This is a genomic window from Segatella hominis, assembly GCF_004535825.1.
Lineage (GTDB): Bacteria > Bacteroidota > Bacteroidia > Bacteroidales > Bacteroidaceae > Prevotella > Prevotella hominis.
In genome coordinates this window covers 87,714-104,842 of record NZ_SGVY01000007.1, presented here as the reverse complement: position 1 = coordinate 104,842, position 17,129 = coordinate 87,714, and the positions used below count along the sequence as shown (strand labels likewise).

The window sequence follows — 17,129 nt, the reverse complement described above, 5'->3', positions numbered from 1 at the left end:
ATCTCCTCTTTTTCTTCCGCCAACTTGCCACCGACAAGCCCATGGCGGAAATCCAAACACTATGCCTGTGTCATTGGGCAAACATTCTCGTGCGTTGCCGTTTGTACGGCAGCGTTTACCTCGTCCAACACGACAAGCAGCAAGCCACGCTGACCTTGCGCCAGTTCGTCTGTGCCATCACCGCCCTTGACTTCCTTAAATCATTCCTACATACGCCTCTACCAACGCATCTCTGCCATTGAGTTCTCTATCCTCCGCATCGGTGAATACCCGATACCAAGCATCATCGACATCGTGAACAGCATACGTTTAGCCAAGGGCAACGTATTCGCTGAATGGAAAAACTCCGACACCGCCAAACTCTTTGAAGACCATGGATAAAAAAAAGGAGTGTGGAGGGTATTTCTTCCCTTAATTCCGCAACACTATTACAAATATAACTTTTTAAGTACCTGAGCAACAAAAAGTTGCCCAGGATTTTGCCATGTCGAAGAATTCACTTATCTTAGTGTTGCAAAAATAAACAAGCAAAACTCTGATATGACATGGCAAAAATACAAATTAAATCTGAGGAACTCACTCCTTTTGGAGGAATATTTTCAATAATGGAGCAATTTGACTCCAAGCTCTCATCTGTTATAGACTCAACCCTTGGTATGAGATGCAAGCTGTATGGTTATCAATACAGCGAAATCATCCGTTCGCTTATGAGCGTTTATTTCTGTGGCGGCTCATTCATAGAAGATGTCACCACTCATCTGATGTACCACCTCTCGCTTTATCCGACACTTCGCACATGCAGTGCCGACACTATTCTCAGAGCCATAAAGGAACTGACCCAGGATAACATTTCCTACACATCAGACACGGGCAAGACCTATGACTTCAACACGGCAGACAAGCTGAATACATTGTTCCCCAATTGCCTGTTGTCCACAGGGCAGCTGAAAGAGGGCGAGGGGTATGACGTTGACTTCGACCACCAGTTCATAATATGATGCGCATAGTTGCGGATTTGAGGTAACACACCAAATCCAGCTATGTCCTTTGGTCATGGAAATCATTAGTCAATAACTTAATTCGTTATGGTTCTGCTTATAGGGAATGGATGTTCAATGAGGGATCAATGTTCAATACCACTGAACAAAGACCCTTCATTGAATAACCACCAAATGTTCTTACCGCTTTTTCCCTCGCAGCAAATCATTTAGATCCTTATACTCACGATACCTTGCCGACTCATCCTTTACCTTTTCCCCGAACAGTCCGACAAATGTCTCCACTGTCTTTTGTCCGGCAATGTCGTTGTCGAGATAACAGTGGATTTCTTTGTATGGGTCCAGAAAATCCATAGACTTTCTCAGGTTGGCAACAGAGTTCATCACTAACACATCAACTATACCGTCTACACATATTTCCGTATTGCCTTGCTTGCGCAATGTCATATACGACAGAAAATCCATAAAGCCTTCAAAAACACATATATGTTCCTGAGTCATTCCGTTGGTATGATAAAAGACAGAAACATCCTTGTTCTTAATACATCCCTTGTAATAGGGATTGCGTACCTCAAAACCACCAGATTTATTTGGAAATGCGATAGCAAAATATTTCTTATTTCTCAATGTATAGTGAATCTCCTTGCAGAAAGTTGTGGCGATTCCAATATCAACACCTCTTGATTGGAGATAGGATGTTAGGGCATAGTTCCTTAGTGGCATCACTCGCAAATCAATCATATCATCTTCTACTTCTACGCTTGTATACGATGGACGCAGCTCTGTCTTTTTCTCTTTTACCAGACCATTGCTATCACGTTCTATCATAGTCAGAACGATATGTATGTCATTTGTGTTATACATACGTTTGCCCAGCTCTATCAAATCACCGCCTTCTGCAATTCCAAAGTCATACCATTCATGGAGATTGTTATTCACTACAAACGAGGGTGTTTTCTCTTCACGCAATGGTGAGCGGTACCAATATTGCCCTCTTCGCATTTTGACATGGGTATATCCTTTTTTTTCAAGATAATCCACTATGCTTATTTTCTTAGCTTCTGAAATATCCATTACTATTACTTGCTTTTTATTCCATTTTTACTACTTGTCAATCACTTTGTTTGCTTCACTTACTATAGGCATGCCCATAAAGTAAACGAAATTCTGAAGTGTTTTCAGATAGATTTTTCTGTAACCCCAGTTTATGAACTTCATATTCCAAATTCACTTTATTTGCTTTATCCTCTATAGGCACACCCATAAAGTAAACCAAAATCTGAAGTCTTTTTAAGCCCGCTGCGTCTTGTCACATATGGTCTTTTTGGGGACTTCAAAAACACTTCATTTACTTCATCCTCTATAGGCACACCCGTAAAGTAAAGTGTTTGCTAAAGTGTTTTATTTGTCCTCCTCAAACAGTTGCACGTTTGTTGGAATTTCTCCATAATAGAACATCTTGTCGTATAGCTTCACCAACTTCAAGTCGTTCATTAAGTACTGCAACACTTTCACCATCACACTTCGACCTCGCTTGAACCCTATAGCCTCGTATGCAGGTATCATTGCCTGAATGGTTTTCTCAAAGCCCTTGATAGGCTTACCTGCAAAGGCTGATACCAAAGCCTCTTCATGCTGTTCTATGGTTAGGTCGGTATATTTAAGCGGTGCGCTTTTGCTATGTTCGTCCTCAGAACTATCATAATTGGTTGCCAGTTCTGGCAATCCCTGTTCATTTACAGTGAATGCAAACGGCTTGAACTCTTTCTCTCTGATGTGCAGTGCCTTTACCTCACTGATGTTTGGGTTATTGGTATTCTTGCTGATAACAAGCACTGTTTCTGCTTTGTTGTTCATTTCGGTTCCAATATGACCACGCACATTATTGTCCCCCTTGTTCAGGTGGAGCACACAGTGGATATGGATATTGTATTTGGATGACCATTCCATCATCTTGTTGATTACTTCTACCGATTCAGCTGCATTGTTGATGTCAAGGAGCAAGTCTCTGATTCCATCAATGATTACCAGTCCATATCCTTCGTTATGGCTCAGTGCATAGTCAATAACATCAATCCTTACGGCAGGTGTGTACTCTCTCAGACAGATGAAGTCAAGGTTCTCGTTGTCCGTAGCTGTTGAGAGTCCTGCCAATTTCAGAATACGTTCCAATACATTGTGGCAATGATAGCGGCTCTGTTCCGTATCTACATAGAGGATACGTCGTTTGCCCTCTGGCAGACTGGCATGATAGTTCAAAACCTGACCATTTGCCAATGATGCTGCAACCAATGCTGAGACGTTAAAAGTCTTCTTCGCTTTCGCCTTACCTGTCGAAGCACTGAAATTACCCAAAGTCGCTATTGTTGAGTTGTCTATCCATATTATCTGCGGCGGCGTACTATAGGTATCGGTCGCCTTTATCAGTGCGTCCTTCAAAATCTGTGACAGACGCACATTCTGTAGCTCTTCGTTGATTATCATGTAGCTGTTCTCTTTACTGCTTGTTTCGTTTGGAGTAGCGTACCCTCGCAAAATAAGGCACACGCTTGTTCTTCTTCTGTTCTTCTTCTGATGCTGCATTGGCTTCTTCACGTCCCATGCCACAGCCTTCATCACCAATGATATTTCCCAATGTAGGCACGTTGTTCTGTTTGAGCCAGGCATCCAGTTCCGTCTTGTCAAAGTACAGCATCTTGCCTCGTGGCTTGTAGTGCGGTATTTCCTTACTTGATGTCAGTTTATACAGCAGGCTTTCCGAAATGCCGAGATAAACACACGCCTCCATAAAGGTCAATACGTTCTTGGTTGTGTAGATATTCTCCTCTAATAGTGTCAGACGTTCCAATAGTCCCTCTATAGGCTCCAACTTTTGGAGCAATGTTTCTATGGCGGTCACTCTGTCATTGAGTCGTTCCATAAAAGTTGTTCGGTTGTTCAACATCGTTGTGCTCTTATTTTGTTTGTTCGTAAATGTGGAAGCGTCCTTCCGTTAGCTGCATGCTTTCGGGGTGCAAAGGTATAGTGGCTAAGAGGACGATGAAAGAAAAAGACCATGACAAGTGCCAATTGTAATGGTACCTGTCATGGTCTTCCTTTCACTTACTATACGTTACTGCCGTTTTTCATCTGTTTGGCTATGATCGTTCTCATAAATATGACACGTATACCCAACTACGGACACCCTTTCTTTGTCACAGAAAGTCCTATACATACTTACACCTTATTATATTGAGGGGCGTAGCGTTGTTATTGCCCTTATCTCATCCTCAATGCGCTTACTTGTTGGTGTTGGTTTCCTTTTTATATCTGATAGCGCACTCGACAGGGTTGTTGCACTTATTGGCTTGCCGGTCTTCCTTGACAACAGATGTCCACCGTTCTCCATTGCTTTCTTCCAGTTCCAACCAATGAGGTTGCCTTCCAGTAGGGCATTGAATAGCACAGCTACATTACGGGTGTTCTCTACTTTAAGGCTGAAATTGCTTTTACATTCCAACAAGGACTGCATGTCGTCAATCGATACCTCTGATACACAAAACAGATGATTCGTATTTGCGCAGTGGGCAATGCGAACCATCTGTTCTTTGGTCAGGTGACAATCGAAAGATAGCGGACGCTTCGTTTCTGAAACGTCCTCATGAGAAATGATGTTTGGTGGAGGGGCATCTGTCGTATCAAAGACGTTTTTCATTTTTATGCAGTCCTCCAATGTGAATGCGTCACTGTTGAATAGATGTTGTGCAAGGTCATGGCGTTCCATTAGAATGCGCTTGGCAATGTTGTGATTTCTCCTGTGCACATTCTTGCAACCCACCTTGTTGCAGTTCACATGCTTGTGGCTGCAAGCAAAGTCCTCTACAAAGCGTTGGTGTGTCTTTACGCCATTTGTTACTTCATTCCGATAGCCAAATCTTGCTGCCAGAAGAATAGTCCATAATCCGTGCAATTCGTCCTTGTCGTTCACGAAATGTCTGTGTACTGTTTGCCATTTCTCAAAAAGAGAGATGACCGCCAATTTTTGTGGTCATTGTTCAATTAATTATGATGTGATGTAATAACGCAAAAAACTCTGACCACTGATGTAGCCAGAGTCTTGCGTTTGATTGTAAAATTTCGTATTATGTCGTGTCTCATAGTTACCTAATCGAATAGACCGTTAACTAAATTAACAGCCTCGTCCTTCTTCTTGTTAACGATTTTGGCGTATACCTGCGTCATTCTCACGTCTACATGCCCTAACAACTTGGACGTTGTGTACAAATCCGCACCAAGCGTCAGCATCATCGTAGCGAACGTGTGTCTGGCGGTGTGAAAAGTGAAATGCTTGGTTATACCAGCTGCCTCCGCCCACGGCTTTATCAAAAGGTTAACCATATTGTTACTTGGTAACGAGAATACTTTTTCGTCCGCACCTTTGCCATTACGAACAGGTAACCATTTCAATGCTTCTGATGACAACGGAAGATATATAGGAGCTTTGGTCTTCTGCATTACGACTTGTAGGCGGTATTGTCCGCTATCACAGAAAATATTTTCCCATTTCAATCCTTTTATGTCACTGAAACGCAGTCCGCAGAAACAAGAAAACAAATACGCATCCTTTATGTTTTCGTTCTCCATAGGTGTTGCTATCAGTTTCTTTACTTCATCGATGGTCATGTATTCACGTTTGCTTTCAGGAACTTTCAGTTTGTCCGAGCTGCCAAGTCTTGTAAATGGATTTATTTTTAGCAACTCTTCTCTTACAGCAGCATTAAGCGCACCATTCATTCCTCGATAATAGTTACATGCTGTGTTGGTGCAGATTTTTTCACCTTTCCTGGTTTTATATCCGTCACGCAAGTAATCAATGAAGTCCTGACAGAATTTCTTATCCACATCATCCATTGTCATATTCTCGCATCCCATTTCTGTGAGAATACGGATGGATGTGTTTATTTGCGCTTCGTCCTTTCGTCCACGCTTTTTCTGTCTTTCCTTGTATGTCTGCAACCAATCTGCAAGAAGCACTTTTGGCTTGTCGTCAGCTTTCTTAATTCCAGCTTCACCATTCGTCATAGCAATGATGCGTTGCGACTTGATGGCATTGGCGGCAATCAGCGTAGCTTGGTTCCGCTTGCGTGCTTCATCGTCCGTTTCAGGAATGATGTACATCTTCAAGTACTCATACGAACGTTTGCCGTCTCTGTATATGTCCAGATACAGGCTCTTATTTCCGTTGCTCAGGTCTTTCATCCTAAGACGGATTGGCTCTTTAAGCTTTGATGTTTTCTTGTTTCTTGCCATAGCCGTTTCTTCTTATTGATTTTGTATTGCAAAGGTACTAAAAATCCCCCAAAACGAGAAACAAACAAGAAACAAAATACGCACAAACAAAGAATAATCAAGTGCAGAGACAAGAAACAACAGCAGAATAATAAAACCACCTGTATATACTGATATACAGCTACTTACACTACACTTAATTGGTATTTACTTTCATTCTAATATATCACTTCACAATATTGACAATACCATCAACTATGTGAGCATTGACGACAATGATGTTTATGACATCAAGGATAGAAAGATATTGTTCTCATCTCCATGCAGTGCGTCTGGACTTTATTATCTTGGTCAGTGGAAAAACTTACACCTTTTCACAAGTTCTGATACGATTTGCTTCTCTGATGGAAAATGTGTTGGACTCCAAGATGATGTGTTTTGTCGCAAACCTAAGAAAGAAGGTATGGTAACTTTGGTGGCAGGGGCACAAACAAAAGATGTTTCATTCGGCGACTTATACAACGCAAAGAAAAAGAGTGATGCCCCCGATACGACAACAGAAAGATTGGCAAAGAACTATTATATCAAGCCAAGGAGTAAGTACGAACGGATGGAAGCTGGATTTAGTGTTGATTTGGATATACCGAAAGGTGATGCTGAGTCTGACAAGGCTATTCGGGAATGGATGATGGCTGCTATTAGAGACGATGCGTTTTATCAGTTGGAAAACAATCGGGGCATTCCTGTTGGAAAGTGTGCATCGTTAAAGGATTTACAGCTTTCTTTGAATGAATATGGTGTGCTGTGGGAGAAACTTTGTCTGGCAGAGTATCAAATAGAAGATACGTTGGAGCTTAGAATGACTTGCAATATAAGAGTGAGGAAAGTGGCAGACTGTGATGACTATACCACATACTATTATTGGGCAAGCCTTTACAATGGAGGACTTCATGATTTGCCTCGTGAGTATTACATCACATATGACAAGCGAAGAGGCGGATTGCTTGATGTCAACAATTCTGTAAAACCTGCGATGGTACAACAGTTTCGGCATTTAGCATTGGAGAGCTTGAAGACAGAATACGATTTCTGTTATGAACGTGAAAATTCATGGGAGGATTTCACGCATAGCATTTTCTCTTTCCATTGTCCAATGATTGATACAAGCGGTATGGACGATGTAATGCGGTCATTTCTTGTACATAATTATTCTTGCGATGATTGGGCTGGATGGAATGGTTACAACGAAAAGGTATTTACCGAGAAGGATTTTCCTTTGACTCACTTTGCCGTACTGCCAGAAGGCATTGTCTTGACATATCATCCTTATCAGATTGATTGCTTTGCTGCAGGCGAATACCATGCAGTTATACCTTTCAAGGAAGCTAATAAATGTTTGATGTTCGACTATTCCAAGCACGAGGACTTGAAACCAAAGTGGCAAAGATTCATCAAATAGCAATATTTTGACGATGAGACAGGTTACTTCTTCTACTTTATTTTCATCAACAGATAAATAATTGAAACACAAAATATCATATAAATATGGAAAAAAGAAAGAGAACCCTAAAAAGAACGATTGTTTTATTTTGGAAAGGTTTAACAGGTATCATTGCTGCAACAGCAGAATGGTTCACCGTGATACTTGGAATGAAGGATGAATCTGAGTATGGCAAGTTTATTCGACGTGTTGTTGGAGGCTGTTTTGCGTTCATCATGTTTGTGTTTGCATGTGCTGGAGGTAATGCGTTATACGAGTTTGTTTACAAGAAAGTGAATGCTGCGAAATATTTGGATGAATCCTACTATGACTCGCAGTACCTGTCAAGAAATGCCACTTACTATAGCCGGGCCTATGAGACGGATGGATATGTGGAGACTCGTGATGGCAAGAAGACTGTCAAGGGCATACATTGGATTTCAAAACCATTGGGGGACGACTCGCTTGTCTGTTATAGTAACGGCGATGCTCGTGGCTACTTCAATATGCTGACAGGTGAAATAGCCATCAAGCCTCAGTACAAGCACGCATGGGTATTTTCTGATGGCTTGGCTTCAGTAGATGACAACGGAATGATAAAATTCATCGACTCCAAAGGAAATGTCGTTATTGACTTGAATATTCCATACATCACTGGTGCAGAAGGGTATGTATTTCACAATGGGCATTGCGTAATACATAACAACAAACGTGACAAATTTGGTTTGATAGACAAAAAAGGAAATTGGATGTTGAAAGCTGAATATGATGCTATTTCGCCCAAGGATTCTTTCTTTGTCGTAAGCAAAGGAGGTATGCAGAGTGTTCTTACAGAAAATCTGAAACCTATATTGCCTTTTATGAAAGCAGACCTCTGGATCTCTGGTAATAGCATTACTGCAACAATGAAAGACCACACTCTTCGCAAATATAATTTGCAAGGTGAATTGATTGACGATTTCTTGATTAGTAATGTTGACAGATTATTGTATGATACCGATGAAATACGATATACTACGGCAAAGAACTATGATGATGAGGGTAATTTAACAGGTGAAACGGCAGAAGCAGAACCAACACCTTATCAAAAGACTGCAAGTTGCAAAAAATATGAAGCAGAACTTGGTTGGTATGGATTGATGTCACCAAGTGGAAAAATCATTACTCCTCCAAGATATTGCGATATTACAGCCATTGGCTACGACTTGTATTTATGCAAAACTGATGATATTAGAGGTGAGGTTCTGAATGGTAAAGGTGTAAGAGTTAGGTAAACGACTCTCTCATTTACTCATTGATAAAGCTGACAACGCAAAAGACTTTTCAATAAGATTCAAAAGGATGGCGGGATTGAAACTCTTGCCATCCTTTTTGCATGTAAGGTGGAGATGGTTACCTGTGCTTCGACCAGTATTGCCAGTGACACCAACAATGATACCGGGATAAACATATTCTCCTTTACGGACTATGATTGAAGACAAATGGCAATAGCTGACACGATAATTGCCATGTTTCAACGTAACATAATTGCCAGAACGACTGTCATACCCTATCTTTTCAACAATACCCTCCATCATGGAATAGGCAGGTTCATTCTTCGCACGAAGATCCAAACCATTGTGCCATGATTGTTTTCCTGTGATAGGGTCACGACGATAGCCGTAAGGACTGGTGACTTTGATTGATTTCAGTGGATAAGTGATGCTTGGATAGCCGCTTATCCACTGTTTTTGTTTGCTATCCACAGAGTCTGTTTCCTGTTGAAGTAGATTTGCTTGTATAGAATCTACAGGTTGATTGGCAGGAAGTAGAAACTTCTCCTCCACTTTCCTGACTTTGTAACGGCATACGTTATTGCTGACGGTGTTGAACTGCGCCTTTGCACTCGATACCGCCAGACAACCTATTACCCATAATGCCACTATTTTCCTTTTCATGGTGCAAAGTTAGGGAAAGAAATCAAGAGTGATACACGATGCTGTAAAAGTATAACATAAAATAAGATTAAAGTATGATTGAGAGTATGAAACAATGATATAATCATAATAAAATGGAAAAGATTGGGCAGAAGAACGTAGGCTTTCTTGTATTCATTACTCTTGGGCTATCTTTGCATAAGACAAACTGCACTCGGCAATAAGAAAGTAAACTTTCATTGCGCTCGTTTGCATTGTCTTTGCATGGCTATATGCAAAGTATCATTCAAAATATAATCAGAATATGAAAAGAAACTCATTTGAAGAAAGCGAAGTGCCGTATCAGACACTTGCAAAGTTTGGACTCACCCACGAGATGATAGAAGACCTTCCGATGCATGCATTGGAAGACATCAGCAATGGTCGACCATCGCCAGTACTGCCTGTTAGCATGGAGGTAAACGAGGGTTACAGTATCAAGAGCAGAACCCGATTCACCTTGGTAAGAATGGCAGACGGTAACGTGGATGTGATGTTCTATCCAGTGTTGAAATATGCCCCACTGAACAATTTCACCAAGGAGCAGCAGGAACTGTTGAAGCAGGGCAAGGCTGTGGTGGCAGATGTGGATATGCCAGATGGTGCACATGTCAAGGCATTTGTACAGATTGACGGAGAGACCAACCAAGTGATGGCTGTGCCGACACCTGTGATTGGTAGAAACTTGCAGGTACTATCTGACGAACTCTGTCTTGGAGGAACGGAGCTAAAGAGCATCCAAAATGGCGAGGCACTGACATTTGCCGTAGAAGACGAACCTGTGACCGTAGGCATCGACCTGAAGAGCGACACAGGCATCCGCTTCGCCAACGGCGATGGTGAGCAGTGGCGCAAGGAAGGCAAGCGAGAGTGGGACAAATACACTTTCGGCATCTATGGCTGTTGGGTAATGGATGATGACGGTAATCTTGACTATGTTCCAGAGGAAGAATATACCGAAGAACTGTGGAATGAGCAGAAAAAAGCAGCTGGAAGACATGCTTCTGCCGTTGCAAGAAAGTAAAGTGAAACATCAAACTTTGGGAAGAAATGAGAAAAGGACCTTATTATACAGAAGACATTCTCATAGAGAAGATACAGAGCGGTGAATACGGTTGGCTTGATTATGTGAACCATTTCAGTGAGGAATGGCAGAACGAGTATCAAGAATACTGCAAGGAACACGCCCTGTGCATCGGCAACAAGAGTGCGGAACAGTTTGTGAAGTACAAAGACGAACTGTTAGAGCAAGGAATGGAAAAAGAGAACGCTTAATAAAATCATGCTATGGCGATAAGAAAGAACTTGAATCCAAGACAGATGGACTTGCAGCCAGAGATGCGTGACATCTTGATGCGTAATGGTATGCAAGCCCATATCATTGCCAATGGTGACGGTTATCAGTTAGCGGTACAGGGACATGACTCCCCACTGCTGACCTATAACCTCACCGAGAAACAGATGTTGGCATTGACCGATTGGGGAACCAACTCTGCCAACAAGAAGGCCTACAATGTCTTTACCAGCATTATAGGCAAAGACTTCTATATGCCGAGAAACCTTGTCCATGCGAGGAATGCCAACGGAAGAGTGGCAATGGGACTGCATGGATATAGGATTGGTGCAGGAGAGTACGGACGGTTAGGATGGAGTCCAGAGTTTTTGGGTTGGACACCGAGAATGCAGGACGGCTATCATCTACGCAGAGTCGGAGGACAGATGTTCTATGCAGGAGCACCAATGGTAGCGGAAAGACCAGACAGAAGGCTGAAACCTGGTGAGTTAACCTCTGGAGGTTATGGCTTTTACTATAAAGGACAGCAACAAGTAGCATCACAAGCAGATGTATTACAAAACCTGCAAGCCGTGATGACACCTGTAGAAACACGTCCAAGAAGTCAAGAGCCAGCCAAACCCTACAAGGAATTGATAAGCTCACCCGTATATTTCTCCAACGATCAATGGCAGGAATGTCTGTCTTCACACGGTATCATCATCGATGAGAAGGCAAAGACACTCACCATCCAATCAGAAAGCACCAAGAGTGATATGGTGTATGACTTGACCGACGATGAGTTGAAGGCTTTGACCAATAATTCTGTCAAGCAAGTGTCGGTAGCCAAACGACTGGAGATACTGAACAATGTCATCAAGGATGATTTCGCTGACAAGATAACGATGGACATGCTCAACAGCAAGGAGCGCATCCATATCGGTTTGCGTCCAGAGGTGCAGCAGGAGTTGGATGGCAGGATGCTGATGCAGTCAACAGTAGAACCATTGCAAGTACAGCAAGAACCGATGAACAATAAGGTGGGCATCGTGGATGGACAGGACTTGGATGAAAGCAAAGGTTGGTTTCGTGAAGGCAAGCACGGAAGAGAGGTCACTGTCGGTGAAATACGAGTGGAGCCAGCGGAGCAGGAAGGCAAGTTCCGCATGACAGCCATCATCAACGGTGAGCGAGTAAGCCACGAGATAACGCAGAAGCAGTATGACAAGTTCATGGCAGTGGATGACTACCATCGCATGAAACTTTTTTCCAAGATATTCGGTGAGGTGGATATGAAAGACCGTACCAGTTTGGGAACCAAGATAGGAGCTGCACTGTTAGCAGGATTGGGTGTTGCTGCCGAAGTCGGCAGTGAACTACACCGACCACATGGTAGTCCGGTGGTGATTGTTGACCACCATCATGGTGCAGCACCTCCACCGCCTCGCCCCTATTTCAAACCAGGAGTAGATACACCGATGGATGTGGCGGCGAGAAACTTTGAGGCTGCCATGAACCAAGAAGTATTGCATCCTCACATGGGGAAAGGACTATAACGGAATACGCTTATGGCAAACAACGAACTGACATATAATGATTTCTTACAGCGTCTGAACATACAGGAGCTGCTGGTGGACGCAGGCTATCAGTTGAACAAACGAGATGGCTTGCGCTATCCGTCGTATGTAAAGGTGGACAGTCATGGACAGCGAGTGAGAGGCGACAAGTTTATTGTCACAGGCAATGGCAAGTGCTGTTTTCAGCCACCAGAGCAGAAGAACTACAACGTGATAGGTTTCATCAAGGAGCATCCGATGCTGTTTGATGACTATAAGCCAGGGATGTCATTGGACAGACTGGTGAATGTGGTATGCAACAGACTGTTGAACAATCCCATTGACGTGCGTGAAAGCAGAGTGGCAGAACCCAAGCGAGATGCCAAGCCCTTCAACCTGTCAGACTATGACATCTTGCGTTTCAATCCAAGGGAAAAGGACGCCCAACGGAAACACTATCCTTATTTCAAGGAAAGAGGCATCAACATTGGGACCCAGTTCGCCTTTCACAAGCATTTCTTCTTGGCGACCAAGCGTCGAAATGACGGATTGAGCTTTGCCAATCTCGCCTTTCCACTATCCTTGCCGTCCAAGCCGGACAGCATCGTTGGATTGGAAGAGCGAGGCAGACCGAGACGAGAGGACGGCAAGGCATACAAGGGCAAGGCGGAAGGAAGCAACAGCAGTGAAGGATTGTGGATAGCCAACCTGACAGGTAAGCCATTGAAAGAAACCACAAATATTCTATGGTTTGAGAGTGCATACGATGCCATGGCAGAGTACCAAATCAACCCGGTGAAGAGCGTGTATGTCTCGACAGGAGGTACACCGACAAAGGGGCAAATAAAGGGAATGCTGGAAGAGACCCGACAAGCGAACCATTATTTGGGCTTTGACAAAGACGAGGCAGGACGTGGCTTTGTGAAGAACTTCAAAGCAATCGCCAAGGAAATGGGATTTGCAGACTTCACGGTGCAAGCCTTTCATCCTTTAGGACAATACAAGGATTGGAACGATGCCTTGCTTGGCAAACGAGACCAACGGTTGATAGACCAAGGAGAGATAGACTTCGACTATTTCGAGTTCGCCAAGGCGCAAGAGGCTGAGAGGCAACAAGAGCAAGCCAAACAGAAGGAAAAAGAGGAACAGACATCGGGCTTTCGCAGATGAAGCACGGTGTCATTATCAAAAAGGAGAACTATGCAGCAGACATATCGGTATAGAAACATCATCATCAAGCCCCATTGTATGCAGTTCGTCATCAACGAGCTGCACTTGCTTGTGCTTATAAGTGTAGGTTTTGTATATGCAGGTATTGATGATGCCGTCCTCTCCACTTTTGTGTTTGTCCTCTCGCTCTTGCTTTCCCTATGTTTGGCATATCGAATGGTCTATCTATGCAGGATGCGGTACATCATCAGTAACGAACAATTAGTGTTTGAGCATGGCGTGTTTCATCGGGAAGTAGATTATCAGGAACTGTATCGTGTGGTGGATTTCAATGAAAGTCAGACATTCATGCAGCAACTATTCCGATTGAAAACCGTGAGCATATATTCTGGAGACAGAACGACACCAAGACTTGACATTATTGGAGTACCGATGAAAGAAGAACTGGTGACAACCATCAGAGAACGAGTAGAAACCAGCAAACGCAGGAGGAGCATCTATGAGATTACAAATAGGTAAGATATGGTTGATAGCAATTATCGGCATAGCAACGGCATCGAAAGCCAAGGCACAATTGGTGTCATCCAATCCCTTGGAATGGATGGCACTGGCAGAAGGCAATGAACTTATCAACAGTGAGATTGAAAAGCAAATCAACGGACAGACCAAGACGGCGTTGTTGCAGAATACAATGGCTGCTGAGTTTAACCAGATACACAAATGGGAGAAGAAGTACAACAGCTACTTGAAATCAGTGAACGGCTATGCCTCTTCGCTGAAAGCATGTACCCATCTGTATGATGATGGCGTGAAAATTTTCATCACGCTCGCCAAGTTGAAGACAGCCATTAAGGGCAATCCGCAGGGCATTGTGGCAAGTATGAGCATGAACAACCTGTATATCGAGACGGCAACGGAACTGGTATCGGTTTTCAATCTATTGAACGATGCCGTGGCGAATGGGGGCACAGAGAATATGCTGACAGGAGCAGACCGCTCCAAGACCTTGTGGGCATTAAACGACAAACTATCTGCTTTCCAAAAGAAGCTCAACAAACTGTATCTGAGCATCCGCTACTATACAATGAGTGATGTGTGGAACAATGTCACGGCAGGGATGATAGACAGAAGTAATGGTGAGATTGCTACGCAAGCATTGGGGCGGTGGCGGAGAGCTGCCAAAGTCAGTACACCATAATAATATAAAAACATTTGAGTATGAGAACATGGATATTTTGCTTTGGCATAATGTTGCTTTCCGTCTGCAAGGTGCAAGCCCAGAACGACCCTGTGTTGGCAGGAATGATATACGCATATACAGACAAGGCTGAAAAGGAGTTGAAGAACCAGGAGAAGGTGATGCTGATGCAGACCACTGGTCATATATGGTTGAAAGAGGAAGTGGAAGGAACCACCAATCTGCAACGAGAGTTCAACAACTACTTGAACTCGTTCCGTTCCATCGTGGTGTATGCTGCACAGGTATATGGCTTCTATCACGAGATAGACCGACTGGTGGATAACTTGGGAGGATTCACCAAACAACTGGATAAACATACGAACAATGCCCTTGCTGTGGCACTGTCAGCCAAGCGCAACAAGATCTATCGGGAGTTGATTATGGGCAGCGTGGAGATAGTAAATGACATCAGGCTTGTATGCTTGTCGGGCAACAAGATGACCGAGAAAGAACGAGTGGAAATCGTTTTCGGCATCCGCCCCAAGCTGAAGGTAATGAACAAAAAGCTGCAACGGCTGACCAAGGCGGTGAAGTACACCTCGATGGCGGACATCTGGGCAGAGATAGAGGAAGGCAGCCACGACAAGGCTGACAAGAAAACCATCGTGAAGGACTGCATGAACAGATGGAAGCGGAACAGAAATATCAAATAACAACAAAAAGATACGACTATGAGTATATGGGCAAAAATAGCAAAGTATGGCGGCAGTGCCTTGAAAGGTGCAGGTAGTGTCGCCAAGCAAGGACTGAAATCTGCAAGCAATACGGCTGTGCATCCCACCCAAGCACTAAAAGGCGCAGGAAGTGCGATGAAAACAGCCGCTGTGGGCAGCGCAGCAGGATATGTGGCATGGCAGAACCTTGTCAACGACAAGAGCATGGTGGAGATAGCCAGTGATGTGGTGGTAGGAAAAGACACCACGGAGAAAATATCCGAAGCTGTGGAAGACGTGAAAGGACTGAAGAACAAGGCTGGAGAAGCTGTGGATGCTGTGAATGGTGCCATGGGCGACATCAACAGCAAGTGGAGCGGAATGAGCAACTTCTTCCGTGGCATCTTCGGAGGCAACGGACTGGAGATGTTCGGCAACTTCTTCAAGAACTTAGGGAAAGGAAATGTGTCGGGACTGAGCCTTGCAGGACTGGTAACAGCAGCGTTCCTCACTTTCGGACGTTTCGGATGGCTTGGCAAGATAGCAGGAGCCATGCTCGGCATGATGCTCATCGGCAACAATTCCAACATCAAGAACATCGTCAGTGGTGATGGCGGTCAAGGAAGAAATGTGAACGAAGCAGAAACGACCGCACGCAGTGGCGGCATGAAACGATAAAAACATAAAACGACAACAACATGAGATATACAGAAGAGATGATGCTGCAATCAAAAAGCGGCTTTTGCATGCCCTTTGAGGAGCGAGGCAAGGACGTGGAACTGACACTTGGATATGGAAAACAGAAGCATCCTGTAACTGGAGAGCCATTCTTCCACCACGGACTGGACTTTGAGGCAAACCACTATCTGCTGTCAGCCTTGGCAAGCGGAACGGTATCGGGCATTGGCAATGATGCGACACACGGCATCTACCAAGTGATACGCTACGGCAAATATGAAGTGACCTACGCCCACCTTGCCAACGTGTTCGTGAACTTCGGACAAACCGTGAAGGCAGGAAACATCGTGGCATTGAGCGGTGACAGACTGCATTTCGAGGTGAAGTTTGACGGCAAGGAAATCAATCCGATTGATTTTCTGACCATGCTATATGGCAATGTGAAGGCAATGGAACAGACCGGTAAGACAGGTTTTCCTGAGTTTGAGACCTACGACATGAATATAGCCACACAGTATGACAAAGACCAGAAAGAGATAGAAGAATTGATGCTGCGCTTCATGCCATCGTATATGGAAGACCTGTATAAAGGTATGTATGTGACACCGCAACATGCAGAGCAGTCGCTAAGGAACATCTTTACCTTGTCCGCGGCGAAACACTATTTCTATGAAGCTATGCCATCCATCAGCAATCCGTTAGGCATCGGGCAGAGAGCCATGCCCTTGGTTTGCAAGGTGCAGAACCTGCTGATTGCGGACTTTTTGAACTATCTGGCATTGCGGCATGGCATCTATCTGTCCACACTGAGCGAAGTTCTAAAAAAAAACTCCATGACGAAGCCATAAGGACGAGTGG

General features: G+C 43.8%; 18 protein-coding genes and 1 pseudogene. 13 read left to right on the top strand and 6 right to left on the bottom strand.

Annotation, left to right across the window (positions count from 1 at the left end; all coding sequences use genetic code 11):
* Positions 1 to 186: 186 nt before the first annotated feature.
* Both EXN75_RS04370 and EXN75_RS04365 read left to right on the top strand, forming a co-directional pair.
* Positions 187 to 381 (top strand): DUF6712 family protein, encoded by a 195-nt coding sequence (locus EXN75_RS04370; protein WP_134842915.1) that lies wholly within the window; start codon positions 187 to 189, stop codon positions 379 to 381.
* 164 nt (positions 382 to 545) lie between these two features.
* Positions 546 to 992: pseudogene (locus EXN75_RS04365) on the top strand (IS1380 family transposase); the annotation flags it as partial.
* Positions 993 to 1,178: 186 nt separating this feature from the next.
* On the opposite strand, the gene EXN75_RS04360 reads toward EXN75_RS04365, so the two are convergent.
* The 5 genes from EXN75_RS04360 to EXN75_RS04340 form a co-directional block, all read right to left on the bottom strand.
* Positions 1,179 to 2,072, bottom strand: coding sequence for a toprim domain-containing protein (locus tag EXN75_RS04360; RefSeq protein WP_134842914.1), 894 nt, complete (start codon positions 2,070 to 2,072; stop codon positions 1,179 to 1,181).
* 327 nt (positions 2,073 to 2,399) lie between these two features.
* Positions 2,400 to 3,482 carry an AAA family ATPase gene (locus EXN75_RS04355; RefSeq protein ID WP_134842913.1) on the bottom strand — a complete coding sequence of 361 codons (1,083 nt, stop codon included), beginning with the start codon at positions 3,480 to 3,482 and terminating at the stop codon, positions 2,400 to 2,402.
* A gap of 13 nt (positions 3,483 to 3,495) precedes the next feature.
* Positions 3,496 to 3,942, bottom strand: coding sequence for a helix-turn-helix domain-containing protein (locus EXN75_RS04350; protein WP_134842912.1), 447 nt, complete (start codon positions 3,940 to 3,942; stop codon positions 3,496 to 3,498).
* Between the two features lie 282 nt (positions 3,943 to 4,224).
* Complete coding sequence (locus EXN75_RS04345) at positions 4,225 to 4,965, bottom strand: hypothetical protein (RefSeq protein ID WP_134842911.1); 741 nt, start codon at positions 4,963 to 4,965, stop codon at positions 4,225 to 4,227.
* Positions 4,966 to 5,141: 176 nt separating this feature from the next.
* Positions 5,142 to 6,287 carry a site-specific integrase gene (locus tag EXN75_RS04340; RefSeq protein ID WP_134842910.1) on the bottom strand — a complete coding sequence of 382 codons (1,146 nt, stop codon included), beginning with the start codon at positions 6,285 to 6,287 and terminating at the stop codon, positions 5,142 to 5,144.
* 238 nt (positions 6,288 to 6,525) lie between these two features.
* Between EXN75_RS04340 and EXN75_RS04335 the strand changes: the two genes are divergently transcribed.
* Both EXN75_RS04335 and EXN75_RS04330 read left to right on the top strand, forming a co-directional pair.
* Positions 6,526 to 7,725, top strand: a complete 1,200-nt coding sequence (locus tag EXN75_RS04335; RefSeq protein ID WP_134842909.1) for an RsiV family protein — start codon at positions 6,526 to 6,528, stop codon at positions 7,723 to 7,725.
* Between the two features lie 86 nt (positions 7,726 to 7,811).
* On the top strand, positions 7,812 to 9,020 hold the full coding sequence (locus EXN75_RS04330; RefSeq protein ID WP_134842908.1) for a WG repeat-containing protein: 1,209 nt from the start codon (positions 7,812 to 7,814) through the stop codon (positions 9,018 to 9,020).
* Positions 9,021 to 9,029: 9 nt separating this feature from the next.
* Here EXN75_RS04330 and EXN75_RS04325 read toward each other — a convergent pair whose 3' ends face one another.
* A complete protein-coding gene (locus EXN75_RS04325) occupies positions 9,030 to 9,683 on the bottom strand; it encodes a M23 family metallopeptidase (RefSeq protein WP_187349070.1) in 654 nt (217 codons plus the stop codon).
* A gap of 283 nt (positions 9,684 to 9,966) precedes the next feature.
* Between EXN75_RS04325 and EXN75_RS04320 the strand changes: the two genes are divergently transcribed.
* From EXN75_RS04320 to EXN75_RS04280, 9 genes are read left to right on the top strand one after another with little or no spacing between them, the layout of a single operon-like run.
* A complete protein-coding gene (locus EXN75_RS04320) occupies positions 9,967 to 10,725 on the top strand; it encodes a DUF4099 domain-containing protein (RefSeq protein WP_134842907.1) in 759 nt (252 codons plus the stop codon).
* A gap of 26 nt (positions 10,726 to 10,751) precedes the next feature.
* Positions 10,752 to 10,976, top strand: a complete 225-nt coding sequence (locus tag EXN75_RS04315; RefSeq protein ID WP_134842906.1) for a hypothetical protein — start codon at positions 10,752 to 10,754, stop codon at positions 10,974 to 10,976.
* Positions 10,977 to 10,988: 12 nt separating this feature from the next.
* Entirely contained in the window at positions 10,989 to 12,530 is a 1,542-nt protein-coding gene (locus EXN75_RS04310) for a hypothetical protein (protein WP_134842905.1), read from the top strand.
* Between the two features lie 12 nt (positions 12,531 to 12,542).
* A complete protein-coding gene (locus tag EXN75_RS04305; RefSeq protein WP_134842904.1) occupies positions 12,543 to 13,700 on the top strand; it encodes a toprim domain-containing protein in 1,158 nt (385 codons plus the stop codon).
* A gap of 30 nt (positions 13,701 to 13,730) precedes the next feature.
* Entirely contained in the window at positions 13,731 to 14,219 is a 489-nt protein-coding gene (locus EXN75_RS04300; RefSeq protein WP_134842903.1) for a PH domain-containing protein, read from the top strand.
* Positions 14,200 to 14,898, top strand: a complete 699-nt coding sequence (locus EXN75_RS04295; protein WP_134842902.1) for a hypothetical protein — start codon at positions 14,200 to 14,202, stop codon at positions 14,896 to 14,898. The genes EXN75_RS04300 and EXN75_RS04295 overlap by 20 nt, the downstream gene beginning before the upstream one ends.
* Before the next feature lie 20 nt (positions 14,899 to 14,918).
* Positions 14,919 to 15,593, top strand: a complete 675-nt coding sequence (locus EXN75_RS04290) for a hypothetical protein (protein WP_134842901.1) — start codon at positions 14,919 to 14,921, stop codon at positions 15,591 to 15,593.
* An 18-nt stretch (positions 15,594 to 15,611) separates the two neighbouring features.
* Positions 15,612 to 16,271 (top strand): hypothetical protein, encoded by a 660-nt coding sequence (locus tag EXN75_RS04285; RefSeq protein ID WP_118416628.1) that lies wholly within the window; start codon positions 15,612 to 15,614, stop codon positions 16,269 to 16,271.
* Positions 16,272 to 16,291: 20 nt separating this feature from the next.
* Positions 16,292 to 17,119 carry a M23 family metallopeptidase gene (locus tag EXN75_RS04280; RefSeq protein WP_134842900.1) on the top strand — a complete coding sequence of 276 codons (828 nt, stop codon included), beginning with the start codon at positions 16,292 to 16,294 and terminating at the stop codon, positions 17,117 to 17,119.
* The last annotated feature ends 10 nt before the right edge of the window (positions 17,120 to 17,129 follow it).